This window comes from Enterobacter cloacae complex sp. HYC074_NIDB, from assembly GCF_056673345.1.
The window spans coordinates 4,061,698-4,077,363 of record NZ_CP114214.1 but is presented as its reverse complement, the minus strand read 5'-3'; the positions used below and the strand labels follow the sequence as shown (position 1 = coordinate 4,077,363).

Sequence of the window (15,666 nt, the reverse complement as noted above, 5' to 3'; positions counted from 1 at the left end):
ACCACAGGCAGAAGGTGACAAAAATCACATTTGGTTATAAGGCATAACGAACGGTTTACTGAGCGTCTTTCTTTTTACGTCTGAGCTTCGTCCAGATCTTCGTTTCCTGACGACGCCACAGGCGTTGAATGTTGTCGTGATGGCGCAACAGGATCAGACACGAGAGCATCGACACCGGGAAGGTAAACTGCGGTTTAAACCACCAGACATAGAACGGGGCGATCAGTGCGCTGACGATGGCGCCCAGCGACGAATAACCGCTCAGCAGGATGGTCAGCAGCCAGGTGCCCGCCATCACGCCGGTGAGATCCCAGCCGATCGGCGCAATCGCGCCAAACGCAGTGGCCACGCCTTTACCGCCTTTAAAACCAAAGAAAACAGGCCAGATGTGGCCGACGCAGGCGGCGATGGCTATCAGCCCCAGCCAGAAGGGTGTGACGCCGAGCGCATACGCGCCCCAGACGGGAAGCATTCCTTTCAGAACGTCAAAAATCAAAACCGCTACGGCTGCTCCCTTGCCGCCAATTCGTAGTACATTGGTCGCCCCCGGATTCCCGGAACCACTTTCACGCGGGTCAGGCAACCCGGCGATGCGGCAGACCAGAATGGCGCTGGAGATTGAGCCGCAAAGGTAGGCGAGGATAATCATTCCAGGCGCGATTGCACTCATAACGCTGTTCCGTTTTGAAAATGTATCTGTATTCTCAGCATCTGTGGATAATACGCATAATTCGCCGGAAGTGGTATCCGGTTTAGCCAAAAAGCAGGCAGGTCGTGATGGATATTGTATTTATAGAGCAACTTTCGGTAATCACCACAATTGGTGTTTACGACTGGGAACAGACCATCGAGCAGAAACTGGTGTTCGATATCGAAATGGGCTGGGATAACCGCAAGTCAGCGAAAAGCGATGATGTGAATGATTGTCTGAGCTACGCCGACATCAGTGAAACGGTCATCGGCCATGTGGAAGGGCAACGATTTGCGCTGGTAGAACGCGTGGCGGAAGAGGTGGCAGACCTGCTGCTGAGCAAATTTAACTCCCCGTGGGTGCGCATTAAGCTAAGCAAGCCGGGCGCGGTGGCGCGCGCCGCCAACGTGGGCGTGATTATCGAGCGTGGCACAAATCTGAAAGGAAAGATTTAACGTCATAATAGCTAAACCATTTTAGGTTATATCGGTCTTAGAGCTGTATGTTTCACGGTAGCCGTTGCGGCAACCGTTTTTTTATATCTTTTTAGGGGTTTATAGATGAGCGATATGCACTCGCTGCTGGTGGCGGCAATACTGGGTGTGGTCGAAGGATTGACGGAGTTTTTGCCGGTGTCCAGTACGGGCCATATGATTATCGTTGGCCATCTGTTGGGCTTTGAAGGCGATACCGCAAAGACGTTTGAGGTGGTGATTCAGCTGGGCTCTATCCTGGCGGTGGTTGTGATGTTCTGGCGTCGTCTGTTTGGTCTGATCGGCATCCACTTCGGGCGTTTGCCGCAGCGTGAAGGAGAGGGCAAGGGGCGTCTGACGCTGATTCATATTCTGCTCGGGATGATCCCGGCAGTGGTGCTGGGGCTGGTGTTCCACGACACCATTAAATCGCTCTTCAACCCGATTAACGTGATGTACGCGCTGGTTGTCGGCGGCTTCCTGCTGATTGCCGCCGAAGTGCTGAAGCCAAAAACCCCGCGTGCGGAAGGTCTGGACGATATGACGTATCGTCAGGCGTTTATGATTGGCTGCTTCCAGTGTCTGGCGCTGTGGCCGGGCTTCTCCCGTTCAGGGGCAACCATTTCCGGCGGGATGCTGATGGGCGTGAGCCGTTACGCGGCGTCTGAGTTCTCGTTCCTGCTGGCGGTGCCGATGATGATGGGCGCCACCGCGCTGGATCTCTACAAAAGCATCGGCTTCCTGACCGTGGGTGACATTCCGATGTTCGCCGTGGGCTTTATCACCGCCTTCATTGTGGCGCTGATCGCCATCAAAACCTTCCTGCAACTGATTAAGCGTATTTCGTTTATTCCGTTCGCGATCTACCGCTTTATCGTCGCGGCTGCCGTGTACGTGGTCTTCTTCTGATGACCGACCGCCCTCAGTCTTTCGGCTGAGGGCAACGTTTTTCCTTCCACGCCGCAACCGCATCAATCCGCCGCTTCGTCAGCTCTTCGCGGATCTCCGGGCCTTTAAACCCTGCCTCCACCACCTCTTTCGTTGGCACCGCTTTCGCTACGTCCCACGCCTCACGCAGCAAACGACCCTGCGGATAATCGGACGCTTCAAACCCGGTACGCCCGCGCACGTCAGCCTCGCTGGTGAGCGCGATCTGCTCCACGCGCTGCGGCTTGCGCCAGGCGTCGATGTTATCAAACAGCCTGACGATGGTGGCGGGTTTCAGGATCGGGAAGGTGTGGATCAGGTCGTGGAACTCGGCGACCAGCTTTGCCAGATCGCGAATGTCATTCGGCACGCGCAGGCGCTGGCAAAGCCCTTCAACCAGCTTTACGCCAGCCGGACCGTGCCCGTGATGGCGTGGCCACAATTCCTTTGGCGTTAACCCTTTGCCGAGGTCATGGCAGAGAGTGGAAAAGCGCACGTCCACTTCAGGACTGAGCATAGCGGCCATGCTCAGCGTCATCAGGGTGTGAATGCCGGTATCAATTTCAGGGTGCCATTTCGCCGGGGCGGGCACGCCAAACAGCGCATCTATTTCCGGGAACAGCACTTTCAGCGCCCCGCAGTCGCGCAGAACCTGGAAAAAGATCTGCGGATTACGGGTAGTCAGGGCGTTTTCGGTCTCTTTCCAGACGCGTTCTGGCGTCAGGTGTTCCAGCTCGCCCGCGTCGGTCATGGCCGTCATCAGCGCCATCGTCTCGTCGGCGATGCGGAAGCTGAGATGGGCATAACGGGCGGCAAAACGCGCCACGCGCAGTACGCGTAACGGATCTTCAGAAAAGGCGGGGGAAATATGGCGTAAAAGACGGTCGCGCAGATCGTTCTGGCCGCCGTAGACGTCGATAATATGGCCGTTTTCGTCCTGCGCCAGGGCATTAATGGTGAGATCGCGGCGCAGTAAGTCCTGCTCCAGCGTCACATCCGGCGCGGCATAGCAGGTGAAGCCGGTATAACCGGAACCGGATTTCCGTTCGGTTCGCGCCAGGGCGTACTCTTCCCGGCTTTTCGGATGGAGGAACACAGGAAAATCGCGGCCTACCTGCTGGTAGCCCGCGTCAATCATCGCTTCGGGCGTGGCACCGACCACGACCCAGTCTTTATCTTTGACCGGCAGACCTAATAACGCATCACGTACCGCACCACCGACCAGATAACTCTTCACGCCAACACTCCCGTTTTCTCTTTTCGCAAGATGATACGTAAGTGTGGCAGAGAAGACGAGTTAGTTCATCCAGCGGTCTTTACGTTTACGGCTTGGGATAAGGTGAGGAAGCACCAGACCCAGCACCAGACCGACGCCCAGCACTCCGCCGCCATACATAAACCACTGCATGATGATGGTGCGTTGTTTGTCATCCAGCTGTAGATTCGCGGCGTTCACTTTCTTCTGCGCGACGATCAGCTCATTTTTCAGCTTCTGATTTTCATCTTTCAGACCGGCGATCACGCTGTCGCTTTGCGCCACTTTCTGCTGCATCTCTGCGGTGCGCTGGTTCCAGGTGCCGTCGATGTTGTTCAGCTTGTCAGTCAGGGTTTTCACCTGATTTTCCAGATCCGGCACGCGGGTGCGCAGGCTTGGCACCGTGCTCAGCTCTTTCAGCGGGATCCATGAGGTGCGGCCAGAGCTGTCACGAACCTGACCGTAATTGGTGTCTGCATTGGTTTGCAGCAGAGTCACTTCCTCGCCGGCATTTACCGTACCCACGAGGCGATAATTGTCTCCAGGGCCGCTGCGTACCCAGGTATTCAGTTCATCAGAAACGTAACGTTTCTCTTCAGCGTGGACCGCGGTTGCGGCGCTAAAAGCGAGTAAAGTAAGTCCAATCAGGCGTAATTTAAGCATATCAGTCGTTATTTTCATAAAAAGTGGAACGATAGTAGTGGTATCAGTGTCGCTACGCAAAGGATTCATCATCAATCGGAATCATCTGTGTCATGATTTCCACCGCTTTAAACTTTTACGCCCGTCAAATTGCTCATTGCGTGGCAATTTGGCGCAAAATACTATGTACTGACAAACAAATGGCGAGGAAGTTCGCCTTCATCGACGCGTCTGTGACGCACGCAAAAGTACAAGGCTATGGCACAAGAGTTCGAATTAAAGTTTATCGTCGAAAAAGACAGCGCTGACGCGCTCCGCCAGCATCTGAATACGCTGTCCGGCGAGCACCATGAACCCGTACAGCTGCTCAACATCTATTACGAAACGCCGGACAACTGGCTGCGCAACCATGATATGGGCCTGCGCATCCGGGGTGCGAACGGGCGCTACGAGATGACGATGAAAATCGCCGGTCGCGTGGTGGGCGGTTTACACCAGCGTCCGGAATACAATATCGACATCAGTAAGCCAGAACTTGAGCTGGATCGCTTTCCGGCGGAAGTGTGGCCGGAAGGAACGCTGCCCGCAACGCTGTCGGCAGAGGCGCAACCGCTGTTCAGCACCGATTTCTGGCGCGAGAAATGGCTGGTGACGGAAGGCAAGAGCCGCATTGAGATCGCGTTTGATCGGGGTGAAATTAAGGCTGGTGAAGAGCAGGAGCCGATCTGCGAATTGGAACTCGAACTGCTTGATGGCGACGCGAGCGATGTGCTGAAGCTGGCGCGCAAGCTGGTGAACCAGCCTGGGCTGCGTCAGGGCAGCCTGAGTAAAGCGGCGCGCGGCTATCACCTGGCCGCCGGGAATGCGCCGCGCGTGCTGCGAGAAACCCCGATTCTGCGCGTTGTGCCGAAAGCCTCCGTTGAGCAGGGCATGGAAGCGGCGCTGGAGCTGGCGCTCTCTCAGTGGCAGTACCACGAGGAGCTGTGGGCGCGTAACGTGAAAAATGCCAAAAAACAGGTGCTGGCCGCTATGGGGCTGGTACGTCATACCCTGACGCTCTTTGGCGGCATTGTACCGCGTAAAGCCAGCACTCACTTACGTGATTTGCTCACTCAAACCGAAACGCTGATGCTTTCCGACGTGTCGGCACAAACGGCGATCTACAGCCCGCAAAACGCCAGCGCGAAACTGGCGCTGACCGAATTTCTGGTGACGCGCGGCTGGCGCACCTTCCTCGATGCGAAAGGGCAGGCCAAAATTGCGGAAAACTTCAAACGTTTTGCGGATATCCACCTCTCCCGTCACGCGGCCGAACTGAGAACCACCTTTGCGCATCCGCTGGGTGACCAGTATGGCGATCAGCTTCCCCGCCTGGCGCGTAACATCGACAGCATGTTGCTGCTGTCGGGTGCGTATGAGGGCGTGAAGGCGCAGGCCTGGCTGGAGAACTGGCAGGGGCTTAAGCATGCCATCGAGACCCGTCAGCAGATTGAGATCGAGCATTTCCGCAACGAGGCCATTTCGCAGGATCCGTACTGGCTGCACAGCGGAAAACGTTAATTCTGGCAAGGAACCCCTGATATGCCGCTTTCTTCGCAGTTACAGCAGCACTGGCAGACCGTTTGTGAACGCCTGCCTGAGTCGTTACCCGCGTCGTCGTTAAGCGAGCAGGCGAAAAGCGTGCTCACGTTCAGTGATTTTGTACAGGAGAGCGTCAGCGCTAACCCGGACTGGCTGGCAGAGCTGGAAAGCGCGCCGCCGCAGGCTGACGAGTGGCGGCATTATGCTGGCTGGCTGCAAACCGCGCTGGCAGAGGTGGCAGACGAAGCCACGCTGATGCGCGTTCTGCGTCAGTTCCGCCGCCGGGTGATGGTACGCATTGCCTGGGCGCAGGCGCTGGAGCTGGTGAGTGAAGAGAGCACCTTGCAGCAGTTGAGCGAGCTGGCGCAGACGCTGATTGTCGCCGCGCGGGACTGGCTCTACGCCGCCTGCTGTAAAGAGTGGGGCACGCCGTGCAGCGAGGAAGGGGTTCCTCAGCCACTGTTGATCCTGGGGATGGGCAAGCTGGGCGGCTGCGAGCTGAACTTCTCCTCAGACATCGATCTGATTTTTGCCTGGCCCGAGAACGGCTCCACGCGCGGCGGCCGTCGCGAGCTGGACAATGCCCAGTTCTTTACTCGTCTGGGGCAGCGGCTGATTAAGGCGCTGGATCAGCCCACGCAGGATGGTTTTGTTTACCGCGTGGACATGCGCCTGCGTCCGTTTGGCGACAGCGGGCCACTGGTGCTGAGCTTTGCCGCGCTGGAAGATTACTACCAGGAGCAGGGTCGCGACTGGGAGCGTTACGCGATGGTCAAAGCGCGGATCATGGGCGACAGCGACGATGCCTACGCCAACGAGCTGCGCGCCATGCTGCGCCCGTTCGTGTTCCGCCGCTACATCGACTTCAGCGTTATCCAGTCCCTGCGAAATATGAAAGGGATGATTGCCCGCGAGGTGCGTCGCCGTGGCCTGAAAGACAACATCAAGCTCGGTGCTGGCGGTATTCGTGAGATCGAATTTATCGTCCAGGTCTTCCAGCTGATACGCGGCGGGCGTGAACCTTCTCTGCAATCCCGCTCGCTGCTGCCGACGCTAAGCGCTATCGATCAGCTGCATCTGCTGCCGGAAGGCGACGCGCAAACGCTGCGTGACTCTTATCTCTTCCTGCGTCGTCTGGAAAATTTGCTGCAAAGTATCAACGACGAACAGACCCAGACGTTGCCGGGCGATGAGCTGAACCGGGCGCGTCTGGCCTGGGGGATGCGGGTGGATGACTGGGCGGCGCTGACGCAACGGCTGGAAGCGCATATGGCGGGCGTGCGCCGCATCTTTAACGATCTGATCGGCGACGACGAAACTGAATCGCAGGACGATGCGCTCTCCGAGCACTGGCGCGAACTGTGGCAGGACGCGCTTCAGGAAGATGACACCACGCCGGTGCTGGCGCACTTAAGCGACGATGCCCGCCATCGCGTGGTGGCGTTGATTGCCGATTTCCGCCTCGAACTGAACAAACGCGCTATCGGCCCACGCGGTCGTCAGGTGCTGGATCATCTGATGCCGCATCTGCTGAGCGATGTCTGCTCCCGCGACGATGCGCCGGTGCCGCTGTCGCGCATGATGCCGCTGCTGAGTGGGATCGTCACGCGTACCACTTACCTTGAGCTGTTAAGCGAGTTTCCCGGTGCGCTGAAGCACCTGATTTCCCTCTGCGCCGCCTCGCCGATGGTGGCGAACAAGCTGGCGCGTTATCCGCTGCTGCTGGACGAACTGCTCGACCCGAATACCCTCTATCAGCCGACGGCGACGGATGCCTACCGCGACGAGCTGCGTCAGTATCTGCTGCGCGTGCCGGAAGAGGACGAAGAGCAACAGCTTGAGGCGCTGCGTCAGTTTAAGCAGGCACAGATGCTGCGCGTGGCGGCGGCAGATATCGCCGGTACCCTGCCGGTAATGAAAGTGAGCGATCACTTAACCTGGCTGGCGGAAGCGATCATCGACGCGGTTGTCCACCAGGCGTGGGTGCAAATGGTAGCCCGCTACGGCCAGCCGAAGCACCTTGCTGACCGTGAAGGCCGCGGTTTTGCGGTGGTGGGGTACGGCAAGCTGGGCGGCTGGGAACTGGGCTACAGCTCCGATCTGGATCTGATTTTCCTCCACGACTGTCCGGCAGACGTCATGACCGACGGCGAACGTGAGATTGACGGACGGCAGTTCTACCTGCGCCTGGCCCAGCGCATCATGCACCTGTTCAGCACTCGCACCTCATCCGGCATTCTGTATGAAGTGGATGCGCGTCTGCGCCCGTCCGGCGCGGCAGGCATGCTGGTCACCTCGACGGTGGCTTTCGCCGACTATCAGAAGAACGAAGCCTGGACGTGGGAGCATCAGGCGCTGGTGCGCGCCCGCGTGGTGTATGGCGATCCGCAGCTCAAAACGCAGTTCGATGCGATCCGCAAGGCGGTCATGACGACCCCGCGCGAGGGCAGTACGCTGCAAACCGAAGTGCGGGAAATGCGGGAGAAGATGCGCGCGCACCTTGGCAACAAACATCGCGATCGCTTTGATATCAAAGCCGATGAAGGCGGGATTACCGATATTGAGTTTATCACTCAGTACCTGGTGCTGCTGCACGCGCACGATAAGCCGAAGCTGACCCGCTGGTCGGATAACGTGCGCATACTGGAACTGCTGGCGCAGAACGACATTATGGATGAGCAGGAGGCGCAGGCCTTAACCCGCGCCTACACCACACTGCGTGATGAGTTGCACCATCTGGCATTACAGGAACAGCCGGGCCATGTGGCGCTGGACTGTTTCGCCGACGAACGCGCGCAGGTGACTACAAGCTGGCAGAAGTGGCTAGTGGAACCGTGCGTAACAAAACAAGTGTGATATTATCGCGCGCAAATTGTGAATCTTTCTGGAGTCAGGAATGAAAGTAACACTGCCAGAGTTTGAACGTGCTGGAGTTATGGTTGTCGGTGATGTGATGCTGGATCGCTACTGGTATGGGCCGACCAGCCGCATCTCTCCGGAAGCACCGGTACCGGTGGTAAAGGTCGACACCATTGAAGAGCGTCCCGGTGGCGCGGCAAACGTGGCGATGAACATAGCCTCTCTGGGCGCACATTCGCGTCTGGTTGGCCTGACCGGCATTGACGATGCGGCGCGTGCGCTGAGCAAGTCGCTGGCGGACGTGAATGTGAAGTGTGACTTCGTTTCTGTTCCGACCCACCCAACCATCACCAAGCTTCGCGTGCTGTCGCGTAACCAGCAGCTAATCCGCCTCGACTTTGAAGAAGGGTTCGAAGGCGTTGATCCCGAGCCGCTGCACGAGCGCATTAACCAGGCGTTGGGCAATATTGGCGCGCTGGTGCTGTCTGATTATGCCAAAGGCGCGCTGGCGAGCGTGCAGACCATGATCCAGCTGGCGCGCAAAGCCAGCGTTCCGGTGCTGATCGACCCGAAAGGCACCGATTTCGAGCGCTATCGCGGCGCAACCCTGCTGACGCCCAACCTCTCTGAGTTCGAAGCGGTGGCGGGCAAGTGCAAAACTGAAGAAGAGCTGGTTGAGCGCGGCATGAAAATCATCGCTGATTTCGAGCTGTCTGCGCTGCTGGTGACCCGTTCCGAGCAGGGCATGACGCTGCTGCAACCGGGCAAGGCGCCGCTGCATATGCCAACCCAGGCGCAGGAAGTGTACGACGTGACCGGTGCCGGTGATACGGTGATTGGCGTGCTGGCGGCGACGCTGGCGGCGGGTAACTCCCTGGAAGAAGCATGCTACTTCGCGAACGCCGCGGCGGGCGTGGTCGTCGGTAAACTCGGGACCTCCACCGTTTCGCCAATTGAGCTGGAAAACGCGGTGCGTGGGCGTGCGGATACCGGCTTTGGCGTCATGACCGAAGACGAGCTGAAAGTGGCCGTTGCCGCCGCGCGCAAACGCGGTGAAAAAGTGGTGATGACGAACGGCGTGTTCGACATCCTGCATGCGGGCCACGTGTCGTATCTGGCGAATGCGCGCAAGCTGGGCGACCGCCTGATTGTGGCGGTCAACAGCGATGCCTCAACCAAACGTCTGAAGGGTGAAACGCGTCCGGTTAACCCGCTGGAGCAGCGCATGATAGTGCTCGGCGCGCTGGAAGCGGTGGACTGGGTGGTCTCATTTGAAGAAGACACCCCGCAGCGCCTGATTGCCGGAATTTTGCCTGACCTGCTGGTGAAGGGCGGTGATTACAAACCAGAGCAAATCGCAGGTAGCGAAGAGGTCTGGGCGAATGGTGGTGAAGTAATGGTGCTCAACTTTGAGGACGGGTGTTCAACCACCAACATCATTAAGAAGATCCAGAAAGGCAGTCAGTAAAAAACGGGCCTGTTGGCCCGTTCGTTTTTCACCCTCTCCCTGTGGGAGAGGGCTGGGGTGAGGGCATCAGGCCGCACTTATGCCTGGTCATCCACCGGTGGAATAGCTGGCGCTGGCTTCACTTCTTCCGGCGCATTGCGGTTTTCCAGCTCGGTCAAACGTTGTTCCAGCAGCGCCAGCTTCTCGCGGGTGCGCAGCAGCACCTGCGTCTGCACGTCAAACTCTTCGCGGCTGACTAAATCAAGGCGAACCAACTGTGCCTGCAACGTCTGGCGGATTTTCTTCTCAACGTCATCACCAAACTCACGAATACCTTTCGGCATGGACTCATGAACCTGACGCGCGATCTGCTCAATTTTCTTTGGGTCAATCATTGTCGTTTCCCTTGATGAAAAGGTGTTAGTGCCTATTGTAGCGTGTCATGCCGCGGGTTAAACAAAATTGTTTGAAGCTTATGCATTGCCCAGGGTAATCAATAGCGTTATAGTTATCTCGCTTATTCTCAGGGCGGGGCGAAATTCCCCACCGGCGGTAAATCAGCTTAACGCTGAAAGCCCGCGAGCGCTTTGGGTGAATTCTCAAAGGTCAGCAGATCCGGTGTAATTCCGGGGCCGACGGTTAGAGTCCGGATGGGAGAGAGTAACGATCCAGTCGGGCAAAGCCCGCTCACGTTATTTTTTTGCCGCTTGTACGGCGCTCCTAAGACTGCCCTGATTCTGGTAACCATAAAGTTAATGAGGTTTTTTTACCATGAATCAGACGCTACTTTCCTCTTTTGGCACTTCAATTCAACGTGTTGAACATGCACTGGATGCCCTGCGCGAAGGCCGCGGTGTGATGGTGCTTGACGATGAAAACCGTGAAAACGAAGGCGACATGATTTTTGCCGCCGAGAACATGACCGTTGAGCAGATGGCGCTGACCATCCGTCACGGTAGCGGCATCGTATGCCTGTGCATCACCGAAGACCGTCGCCAGCAGCTTGATCTGCCGATGATGGTTGAAAACAACACCAGCGCCTTTGGTACCGGCTTCACTGTGACCATTGAAGCGGCGCATGGCGTAACCACCGGAGTGTCGGCGGCTGACCGTCTGACCACCGTGCGTGCAGCGATTGCTGATGGTGCGAAACCTTCCGATCTGCACCGCCCTGGTCACGTCTTCCCGCTGCGCGCGCAGCCGGGCGGCGTGCTGACCCGTGGTGGTCATACCGAAGCGACCATCGATCTGGTGACGCTGGCTGGCTTCAAACCCGCAGGCGTGCTGTGCGAACTGACCAACGATGATGGCACCATGGCGCGTGCGCCGGAGTGCATCACCTTTGCGCGTCTGCACAATATGCCAGTGGTGACGATTGAAGATCTGGTTGAGTACCGCCGCGCGCACGAGCGCAAAGCCAGCTGAACATGCTGATGTAAAAAAGCCGGGGAAACCCGGTTTTTTTGTTTCTAGTGGTAGTTAATTTTGAACAGTACCACGGTTTCGAACGGCCCGGACTGAATCGCTTTTCCTTCTTCCCGTGAAAGTTCAGCTGTGTAGTTTTGCTCAACATTCATCTTATCGCCCGTAAAATCGGCGTACTCTTTGTACTGGTTGAAGGTGTAAGGGGCCGTTCCGTTAAGAATACGCAGTTTTAACCCATTCCCTATCAGCACCGCAGTGTCGTCTGCGCTGAGCGTTTCGGTTGTGTAAAACGACGAGTCCATCTTAAATCCATCCGAGCACTGGGCATCCTGGACTTTGGTGGTTCGTATTGAAAACGTGCGCAAACGCGTCTGCTGATTCACGATGTCGCGCGCGCTGAAGGTGCCAAAGTCGATCTCCTGATTCTCAGGGTAAATGGTAAACGTCGCCCCGCAATCAAGCACCGTAATGTTTTGCAGTCCGTTGATGTGATACTTAAGGTTCTTCGCATCGGCCATCTGATTAACGCCGCCCTTACCGTCAAACTGCACAACGATGTAATCGCTGAGCGAGCGACATAGCCATGTGGCGGCATAGCCTTAATTCTCACGAAAAGTCGTAAACGGGCGACGAACGTGCGCGTAATGTGGATATCATCCGGATTGCCAGAGCAGATGCGATTCTCCCAACCCATCTGGCGGATTTGATCCGGGGTGTAAATGGTGATGTTATCGTTGTCCAGGCACTGGCGGGTATCCACGCCGTTGGGCTGGCCTGTGGCATCGTAATCTATGCCTTCATAGGTGACGCCCAGTTCATAATAGGGATCGGTTGCGGCAGGATAAGGGTTTACCCAGGCAAAAACATCTTCCGGCTTGAAACCGCTTGTGACGTTATTGTCACACGTCACCGGAATTTTAATGTCATCAGACTCCCATATTTTTTGGCCAACCTGAGCGTTGCTGGGTATGGCAAAAGGGGAGATCGTTTTTGTCTCCTCGACGGGGCCGCCAGATCCACCCAGATAGCAGTTGAGCGCCAGCGCTTCTTTCAAAGGCAGCGCTGTAAGCAGCAATGTAAGCAGGAAACTAGTGAGCTTTCGCATCTTTATCGATTTTCCGTTCGTTAAGCTTACATTGCGCCGTTCCGGTGCACTGTACGTCGACTTTTTTCAGTGCGCCGTAATCGTCGATGTAGCCGATGCTGTAATAACTACCGTGGTAATCGCCGGTAGAGGCAGTTGCCGTGGCGAAAGGCGCAATCATCAGACTGTCAAAACCCGGCAGCATGGTTTTGGCATTTTTGCTCAGCCACGCCAGCGTGATGTAGTACGGCGTAGGGTTGTGGACCGTGAGCCCTTTCGCGTTGGCGGTAATTTCCATACGCATTTCAGTCAGTTCGCCAGATTTTTTGCGAATCGCTTCCGGACGCCAGAAGAGCTTAATTCGGCTCTGCATGGCAACCTGCATCACGCTGCGCTCCTCGCTGGCGCTGGTGCTTTTAGGCGGTACTTCACGCAGGTTGAAATAAAACAGCGATTCCCTGTCTTTTGGCAACTGGCGGGTAGCGGCTTGTTTAACAATTCTTACCTGCGACGAGGCGCCCGCTTCGATACGTTGAATGGGGGGAAGCGCCATAAAGTGCACATCTTCTTTTTGCCCCTTTTCATCTTCAATCCAGGAGAGCGCCAGATAAGGCAGCGCCTTGCTCTGGTTGTCCACTTTCAGGCTGCTGGCCTTGTCGCTTTCTGGAAAAACAATGCGCGTGCGGTCCAGGTTAATGGCCGCGTGGGCGGTAAATGTTGTGCTGATCAGCATCAGGCACAGGCTTTTAATCGGCGTTAATTTCATGATGATTTCTTACTGGCACGGCAGTATCAACTGCATACTGTTTTCTAAGTGAGAAGGTAACGAGAAGCGACACTGTTGGTTGTCGCCCCATGTCACGCGAAACTGCTGTTCTGGCTCAACGGCGCCGAGCCAGACGCGGCCTTCATCGGCCACCATCCCAACCTGTAAATTGCTTTCATCCAGGCGAACAATCGCCCCGAGTGGTGGTGTTCCTGACGACATCCGCAAAACGCCTGTTACGTCCTGACCTGCGCGCGTGGCAATCTGACGATAACCAATGGCCCCCTCAGTCCAGGTTGAGGTCACGACGCGGTTGTCCACGTCCACGCCATCCGGAAGGTTGTTCATATTGACCTGCACGCTGGAGGGGGAATAGCTGGAGAATGACGGTAAAACGCCGATGCCAAAACGGTTAGTTTCATCGCGCGACATGTTCAGCGGGATATGGCCTACCCCGTCGGTGCTGACCATTACGCGGGGTTCATTACCGTAACTGCGCCGGTGCAGCGCGGCGCCTTTCGCCGTTGAGGTGAAGGAACCGCTCCAGCTCGCGCTGAGGGAGTTATATTCGTTAGCTTTATAGCTGCCGGAGAGATTGAGATCGCCGTACGCAGAATAATGCTGATAATTCCCGCTGACCTGCGCGCCGGAATCTGGCTTCCCGCTCTCCGTACCTGCGGAAACGCCCCAGGTATTATTGCGATCCGACGTGTCATACCACGACACGTTATGGCTCAGCGTGTCGCTGTTACGCAGGTCATAGTTAAGTCGATGATCGGGATCGAGCGGTACGCTGAGCGAGAGATAAAACTGAGTATCGTCATTTTCGTCTTCCTCCTCGTAATGCGTTTTACTCCAGGACAGGGTTACGCCAAGATTCTTCCAGCGACCTATATCAAAGTTGTAGCCCGCCGTGATGCTGCCGGTCGTGGAGGATGAATCATTCCACCATGTCTGACGCAGCATATTGACGTACAGGTTCAGGGATAACGCTGAAATGTACTGGCTTGCCGTCACGCTCAGGGTTTGTTTTTCCGACTGGCGGTCACCGTTGTCATAATCCAGGTAGCGGGCGTAGCTCAAAAACTGTGGGTCTGAGTAGCGGTAGCTGGCGAGCGTAAGCTGACTGCCGGTGGTATCGAAACGCTTGCTGTAGTTGATGCGATAGCTGTAACCCGTCTGGCTGCGCTGGTGTGGCAGCTGGCTGGTAGCCTGCGTGACGTCAAAAGAGAGCGCCCCCAGCCAGGCCATATTCTGGCCGATCCCGGCAGCGACGGAACGATAACGGTCGCCATCGGCCAGCGTGCCGCCATACAGAGAGGTGTGCGACAGCATGCCCCAGGAAAATTCGCCGCTCATGAAGGCATTATCTTCAACATCATGCGAGGCGCCCTGGCGCGCTTTACCCGCCGCGAGCTTATAGCGCACCTGGCCCTTGCGCGTTAAAAACGGCACGGATTCAGCCGAGACCTGAAAGGTGTTGACGCGTCCGTCTTCTTCCGTGACTTTGACGTCCAGCGTGCCCTGAACCGACTGGTTAAGATCCTGAATAACAAAGGGTCCTGGTGGCACTTTACTCTGGTAAATCACGCGATCGGCAAGGCTTACGGTCACGGTGGCGTTGGTTTGTGCTATTCCGGTAATCTGTGGGGCATAGCCGCGCAGCGACCATGGCAGCATACGTTCATCGCTGATTAGCGATGCGCCGGTGTAGGTGAAGGCGTCAAAAATGGAGGACTGGAAATCCGTTTCACCCAGCGTCAGTTTCGCACCGATCGAGGGCAGAGGGCGGAACATATACACGCGTGAAAAACGGCCATCCTGCTCTGAGCCTGCTTCAGTATCGCTTCGCGTGTACTGGTAATCGCTTCGCAGGCGCCACGCGCCCATGTTCGCACCGGCGGTACCATAGGTATTGGCGTTGTCATTGCTGCCGCTGCTATTGGGCTGATAATGGCTGGCAAAAAGATTGTAATCCAGCAGTACGCCTGGCACGCCGTTGTCCCAGGTGGATGGCGGCATCCAGTCAACCGCACGGTATTGCAGCCACGCCTGGGGGATCGTTACTTTCAGGGTCTGGCTGCCTTGCTCAAAAGTAAATTTGATGTCTGGTCTGGCGGCGAAATCAACGCATCCCTCTTTTTCCGGCAAAGCGTGACGAACGTCATCCTGCAATGCGAATGTATCGGCCAGCTCGGGGGGAATACAGACCTGAACTGCGTTATTTATTTCTCGCCAGCGAAGCTGCCAGCCATTTGCCAGCGGAATATCATTAACTGAAACCGTAACGAAATAGCTTCCCGGCGTAACCGATATTTGATCTTTAAAACGTGATAAATCGACGCTGCCGCGCTGATCTTTATCGATGGCGTTTATATTAAATTCAGTGGCAGAGGCAACTATCGTCATTAACAGGGACGCAATGATGATTATCCATTGTACTTTGTATGTCATCATCCTGTTACTCGAATAAATAAAGAGTGCCGACCGGCATGGATTGCCAGTCGGCTGATACC

The 15,666-nt window shown here is 56.4% G+C and carries 12 protein-coding genes, 1 pseudogene and 1 riboswitch; of the genes and pseudogenes, 6 read left to right on the top strand and 7 right to left on the bottom strand.

Annotated elements, in window-relative coordinates:
• Positions 1-55 precede the first annotated feature (55 nt).
• Complete coding sequence (plsY, locus tag O1724_RS19810; protein WP_003862548.1) at positions 56-670, bottom strand: glycerol-3-phosphate 1-O-acyltransferase PlsY; 615 nt, start codon at positions 668-670, stop codon at positions 56-58.
• Positions 671-777: 107 nt separating this feature from the next.
• On the opposite strand from plsY, the gene folB reads away from it, so the two are divergent.
• Together folB and bacA are read left to right on the top strand one after the other, a co-directional pair.
• A complete protein-coding gene (folB, locus tag O1724_RS19805) occupies positions 778-1,146 on the top strand; it encodes a bifunctional dihydroneopterin aldolase/7,8-dihydroneopterin epimerase (protein WP_003862547.1) in 369 nt (122 codons plus the stop codon).
• A 105-nt stretch (positions 1,147-1,251) separates the two neighbouring features.
• Positions 1,252-2,073 (top strand): undecaprenyl-diphosphate phosphatase, encoded by an 822-nt coding sequence (bacA, locus tag O1724_RS19800; RefSeq protein WP_003862545.1) that lies wholly within the window; start codon positions 1,252-1,254, stop codon positions 2,071-2,073.
• A 13-nt stretch (positions 2,074-2,086) separates the two neighbouring features.
• Here the strand turns inward: bacA and O1724_RS19795 are convergent, their stop codons facing one another.
• Both O1724_RS19795 and O1724_RS19790 read right to left on the bottom strand, forming a co-directional pair.
• Positions 2,087-3,328, bottom strand: a complete 1,242-nt coding sequence (locus O1724_RS19795) for a multifunctional CCA addition/repair protein (protein ID WP_003862543.1) — start codon at positions 3,326-3,328, stop codon at positions 2,087-2,089.
• A 60-nt stretch (positions 3,329-3,388) separates the two neighbouring features.
• Complete coding sequence (locus O1724_RS19790; protein WP_001303390.1) at positions 3,389-4,009, bottom strand: TIGR04211 family SH3 domain-containing protein; 621 nt, start codon at positions 4,007-4,009, stop codon at positions 3,389-3,391.
• A 237-nt stretch (positions 4,010-4,246) separates the two neighbouring features.
• Between O1724_RS19790 and O1724_RS19785 the strand changes: the two genes are divergently transcribed.
• From O1724_RS19785 to hldE, 3 genes are read left to right on the top strand one after another with little or no spacing between them, the layout of a single operon-like run.
• Entirely contained in the window at positions 4,247-5,548 is a 1,302-nt protein-coding gene (locus O1724_RS19785) for a CYTH domain-containing protein (RefSeq protein WP_126297270.1), read from the top strand.
• Positions 5,549-5,569: 21 nt separating this feature from the next.
• Positions 5,570-8,425, top strand: coding sequence for a bifunctional [glutamate--ammonia ligase]-adenylyl-L-tyrosine phosphorylase/[glutamate--ammonia-ligase] adenylyltransferase (gene glnE, locus O1724_RS19780; protein ID WP_126297269.1), 2,856 nt, complete (start codon positions 5,570-5,572; stop codon positions 8,423-8,425).
• Positions 8,426-8,465: 40 nt separating this feature from the next.
• Positions 8,466-9,896: a bifunctional D-glycero-beta-D-manno-heptose-7-phosphate kinase/D-glycero-beta-D-manno-heptose 1-phosphate adenylyltransferase HldE gene (gene hldE, locus O1724_RS19775; protein ID WP_045335739.1), complete on the top strand. Its 1,431-nt coding sequence runs from the start codon at positions 8,466-8,468 to the stop codon at positions 9,894-9,896.
• A gap of 77 nt (positions 9,897-9,973) precedes the next feature.
• Here hldE and ubiK read toward each other — a convergent pair whose 3' ends face one another.
• On the bottom strand, positions 9,974-10,270 hold the full coding sequence (ubiK, locus tag O1724_RS19770; RefSeq protein WP_003862539.1) for a ubiquinone biosynthesis accessory factor UbiK: 297 nt from the start codon (positions 10,268-10,270) through the stop codon (positions 9,974-9,976).
• Positions 10,271-10,390: 120 nt separating this feature from the next.
• Positions 10,391-10,541: riboswitch (FMN riboswitch) on the top strand.
• 105 nt (positions 10,542-10,646) lie between these two features.
• On the opposite strand from ubiK, the gene ribB reads away from it, so the two are divergent.
• A complete protein-coding gene (ribB, locus tag O1724_RS19765; protein WP_045335738.1) occupies positions 10,647-11,300 on the top strand; it encodes a 3,4-dihydroxy-2-butanone-4-phosphate synthase in 654 nt (217 codons plus the stop codon).
• Positions 11,301-11,344: 44 nt separating this feature from the next.
• Here the strand turns inward: ribB and O1724_RS19760 are convergent.
• The 3 genes and pseudogenes from O1724_RS19760 to O1724_RS19750 all read right to left on the bottom strand — a co-directional run bounded on the left by O1724_RS19760 (position 11,345) and on the right by O1724_RS19750 (position 15,604).
• A pseudogene (locus O1724_RS19760) lies at positions 11,345-12,405 on the bottom strand (fimbrial protein).
• Positions 12,389-13,150: a fimbrial biogenesis chaperone gene (locus tag O1724_RS19755; protein ID WP_023323755.1), complete on the bottom strand. Its 762-nt coding sequence runs from the start codon at positions 13,148-13,150 to the stop codon at positions 12,389-12,391. The pseudogene O1724_RS19760 and the gene O1724_RS19755 overlap by 17 nt, the downstream one beginning before the upstream one ends.
• A gap of 9 nt (positions 13,151-13,159) precedes the next feature.
• Positions 13,160-15,604 carry a fimbria/pilus outer membrane usher protein gene (locus O1724_RS19750; protein ID WP_063944488.1) on the bottom strand — a complete coding sequence of 815 codons (2,445 nt, stop codon included), beginning with the start codon at positions 15,602-15,604 and terminating at the stop codon, positions 13,160-13,162.
• Positions 15,605-15,666 lie beyond the last annotated feature (62 nt).

What these genes read in the sequence shown, in the direction of transcription:
- O1724_RS19790 (WP_001303390.1), bottom strand. Translation starts at nt 4,009, where the DNA reads ATGCTTAAATTACGCCTGATTGGACTTACTTTACTCGCTTTTAGCGCC.
- O1724_RS19785 (WP_126297270.1), top strand. Translation starts at nt 4,247, where the DNA reads ATGGCACAAGAGTTCGAATTAAAGTTTATCGTCGAAAAAGACAGCGCT.
- bacA (WP_003862545.1), top strand. Translation starts at nt 1,252, where the DNA reads ATGAGCGATATGCACTCGCTGCTGGTGGCGGCAATACTGGGTGTGGTC.
- O1724_RS19755 (WP_023323755.1), bottom strand. Translation starts at nt 13,150, where the DNA reads ATGAAATTAACGCCGATTAAAAGCCTGTGCCTGATGCTGATCAGCACA.
- folB (WP_003862547.1), top strand. Translation starts at nt 778, where the DNA reads ATGGATATTGTATTTATAGAGCAACTTTCGGTAATCACCACAATTGGT.
- O1724_RS19750 (WP_063944488.1), bottom strand. Translation starts at nt 15,604, where the DNA reads ATGACATACAAAGTACAATGGATAATCATCATTGCGTCCCTGTTAATG.
- glnE (WP_126297269.1), top strand. Translation starts at nt 5,570, where the DNA reads ATGCCGCTTTCTTCGCAGTTACAGCAGCACTGGCAGACCGTTTGTGAA.
- ribB (WP_045335738.1), top strand. Translation starts at nt 10,647, where the DNA reads ATGAATCAGACGCTACTTTCCTCTTTTGGCACTTCAATTCAACGTGTT.
- plsY (WP_003862548.1), bottom strand. Translation starts at nt 670, where the DNA reads ATGAGTGCAATCGCGCCTGGAATGATTATCCTCGCCTACCTTTGCGGC.
- hldE (WP_045335739.1), top strand. Translation starts at nt 8,466, where the DNA reads ATGAAAGTAACACTGCCAGAGTTTGAACGTGCTGGAGTTATGGTTGTC.
- ubiK (WP_003862539.1), bottom strand. Translation starts at nt 10,270, where the DNA reads ATGATTGACCCAAAGAAAATTGAGCAGATCGCGCGTCAGGTTCATGAG.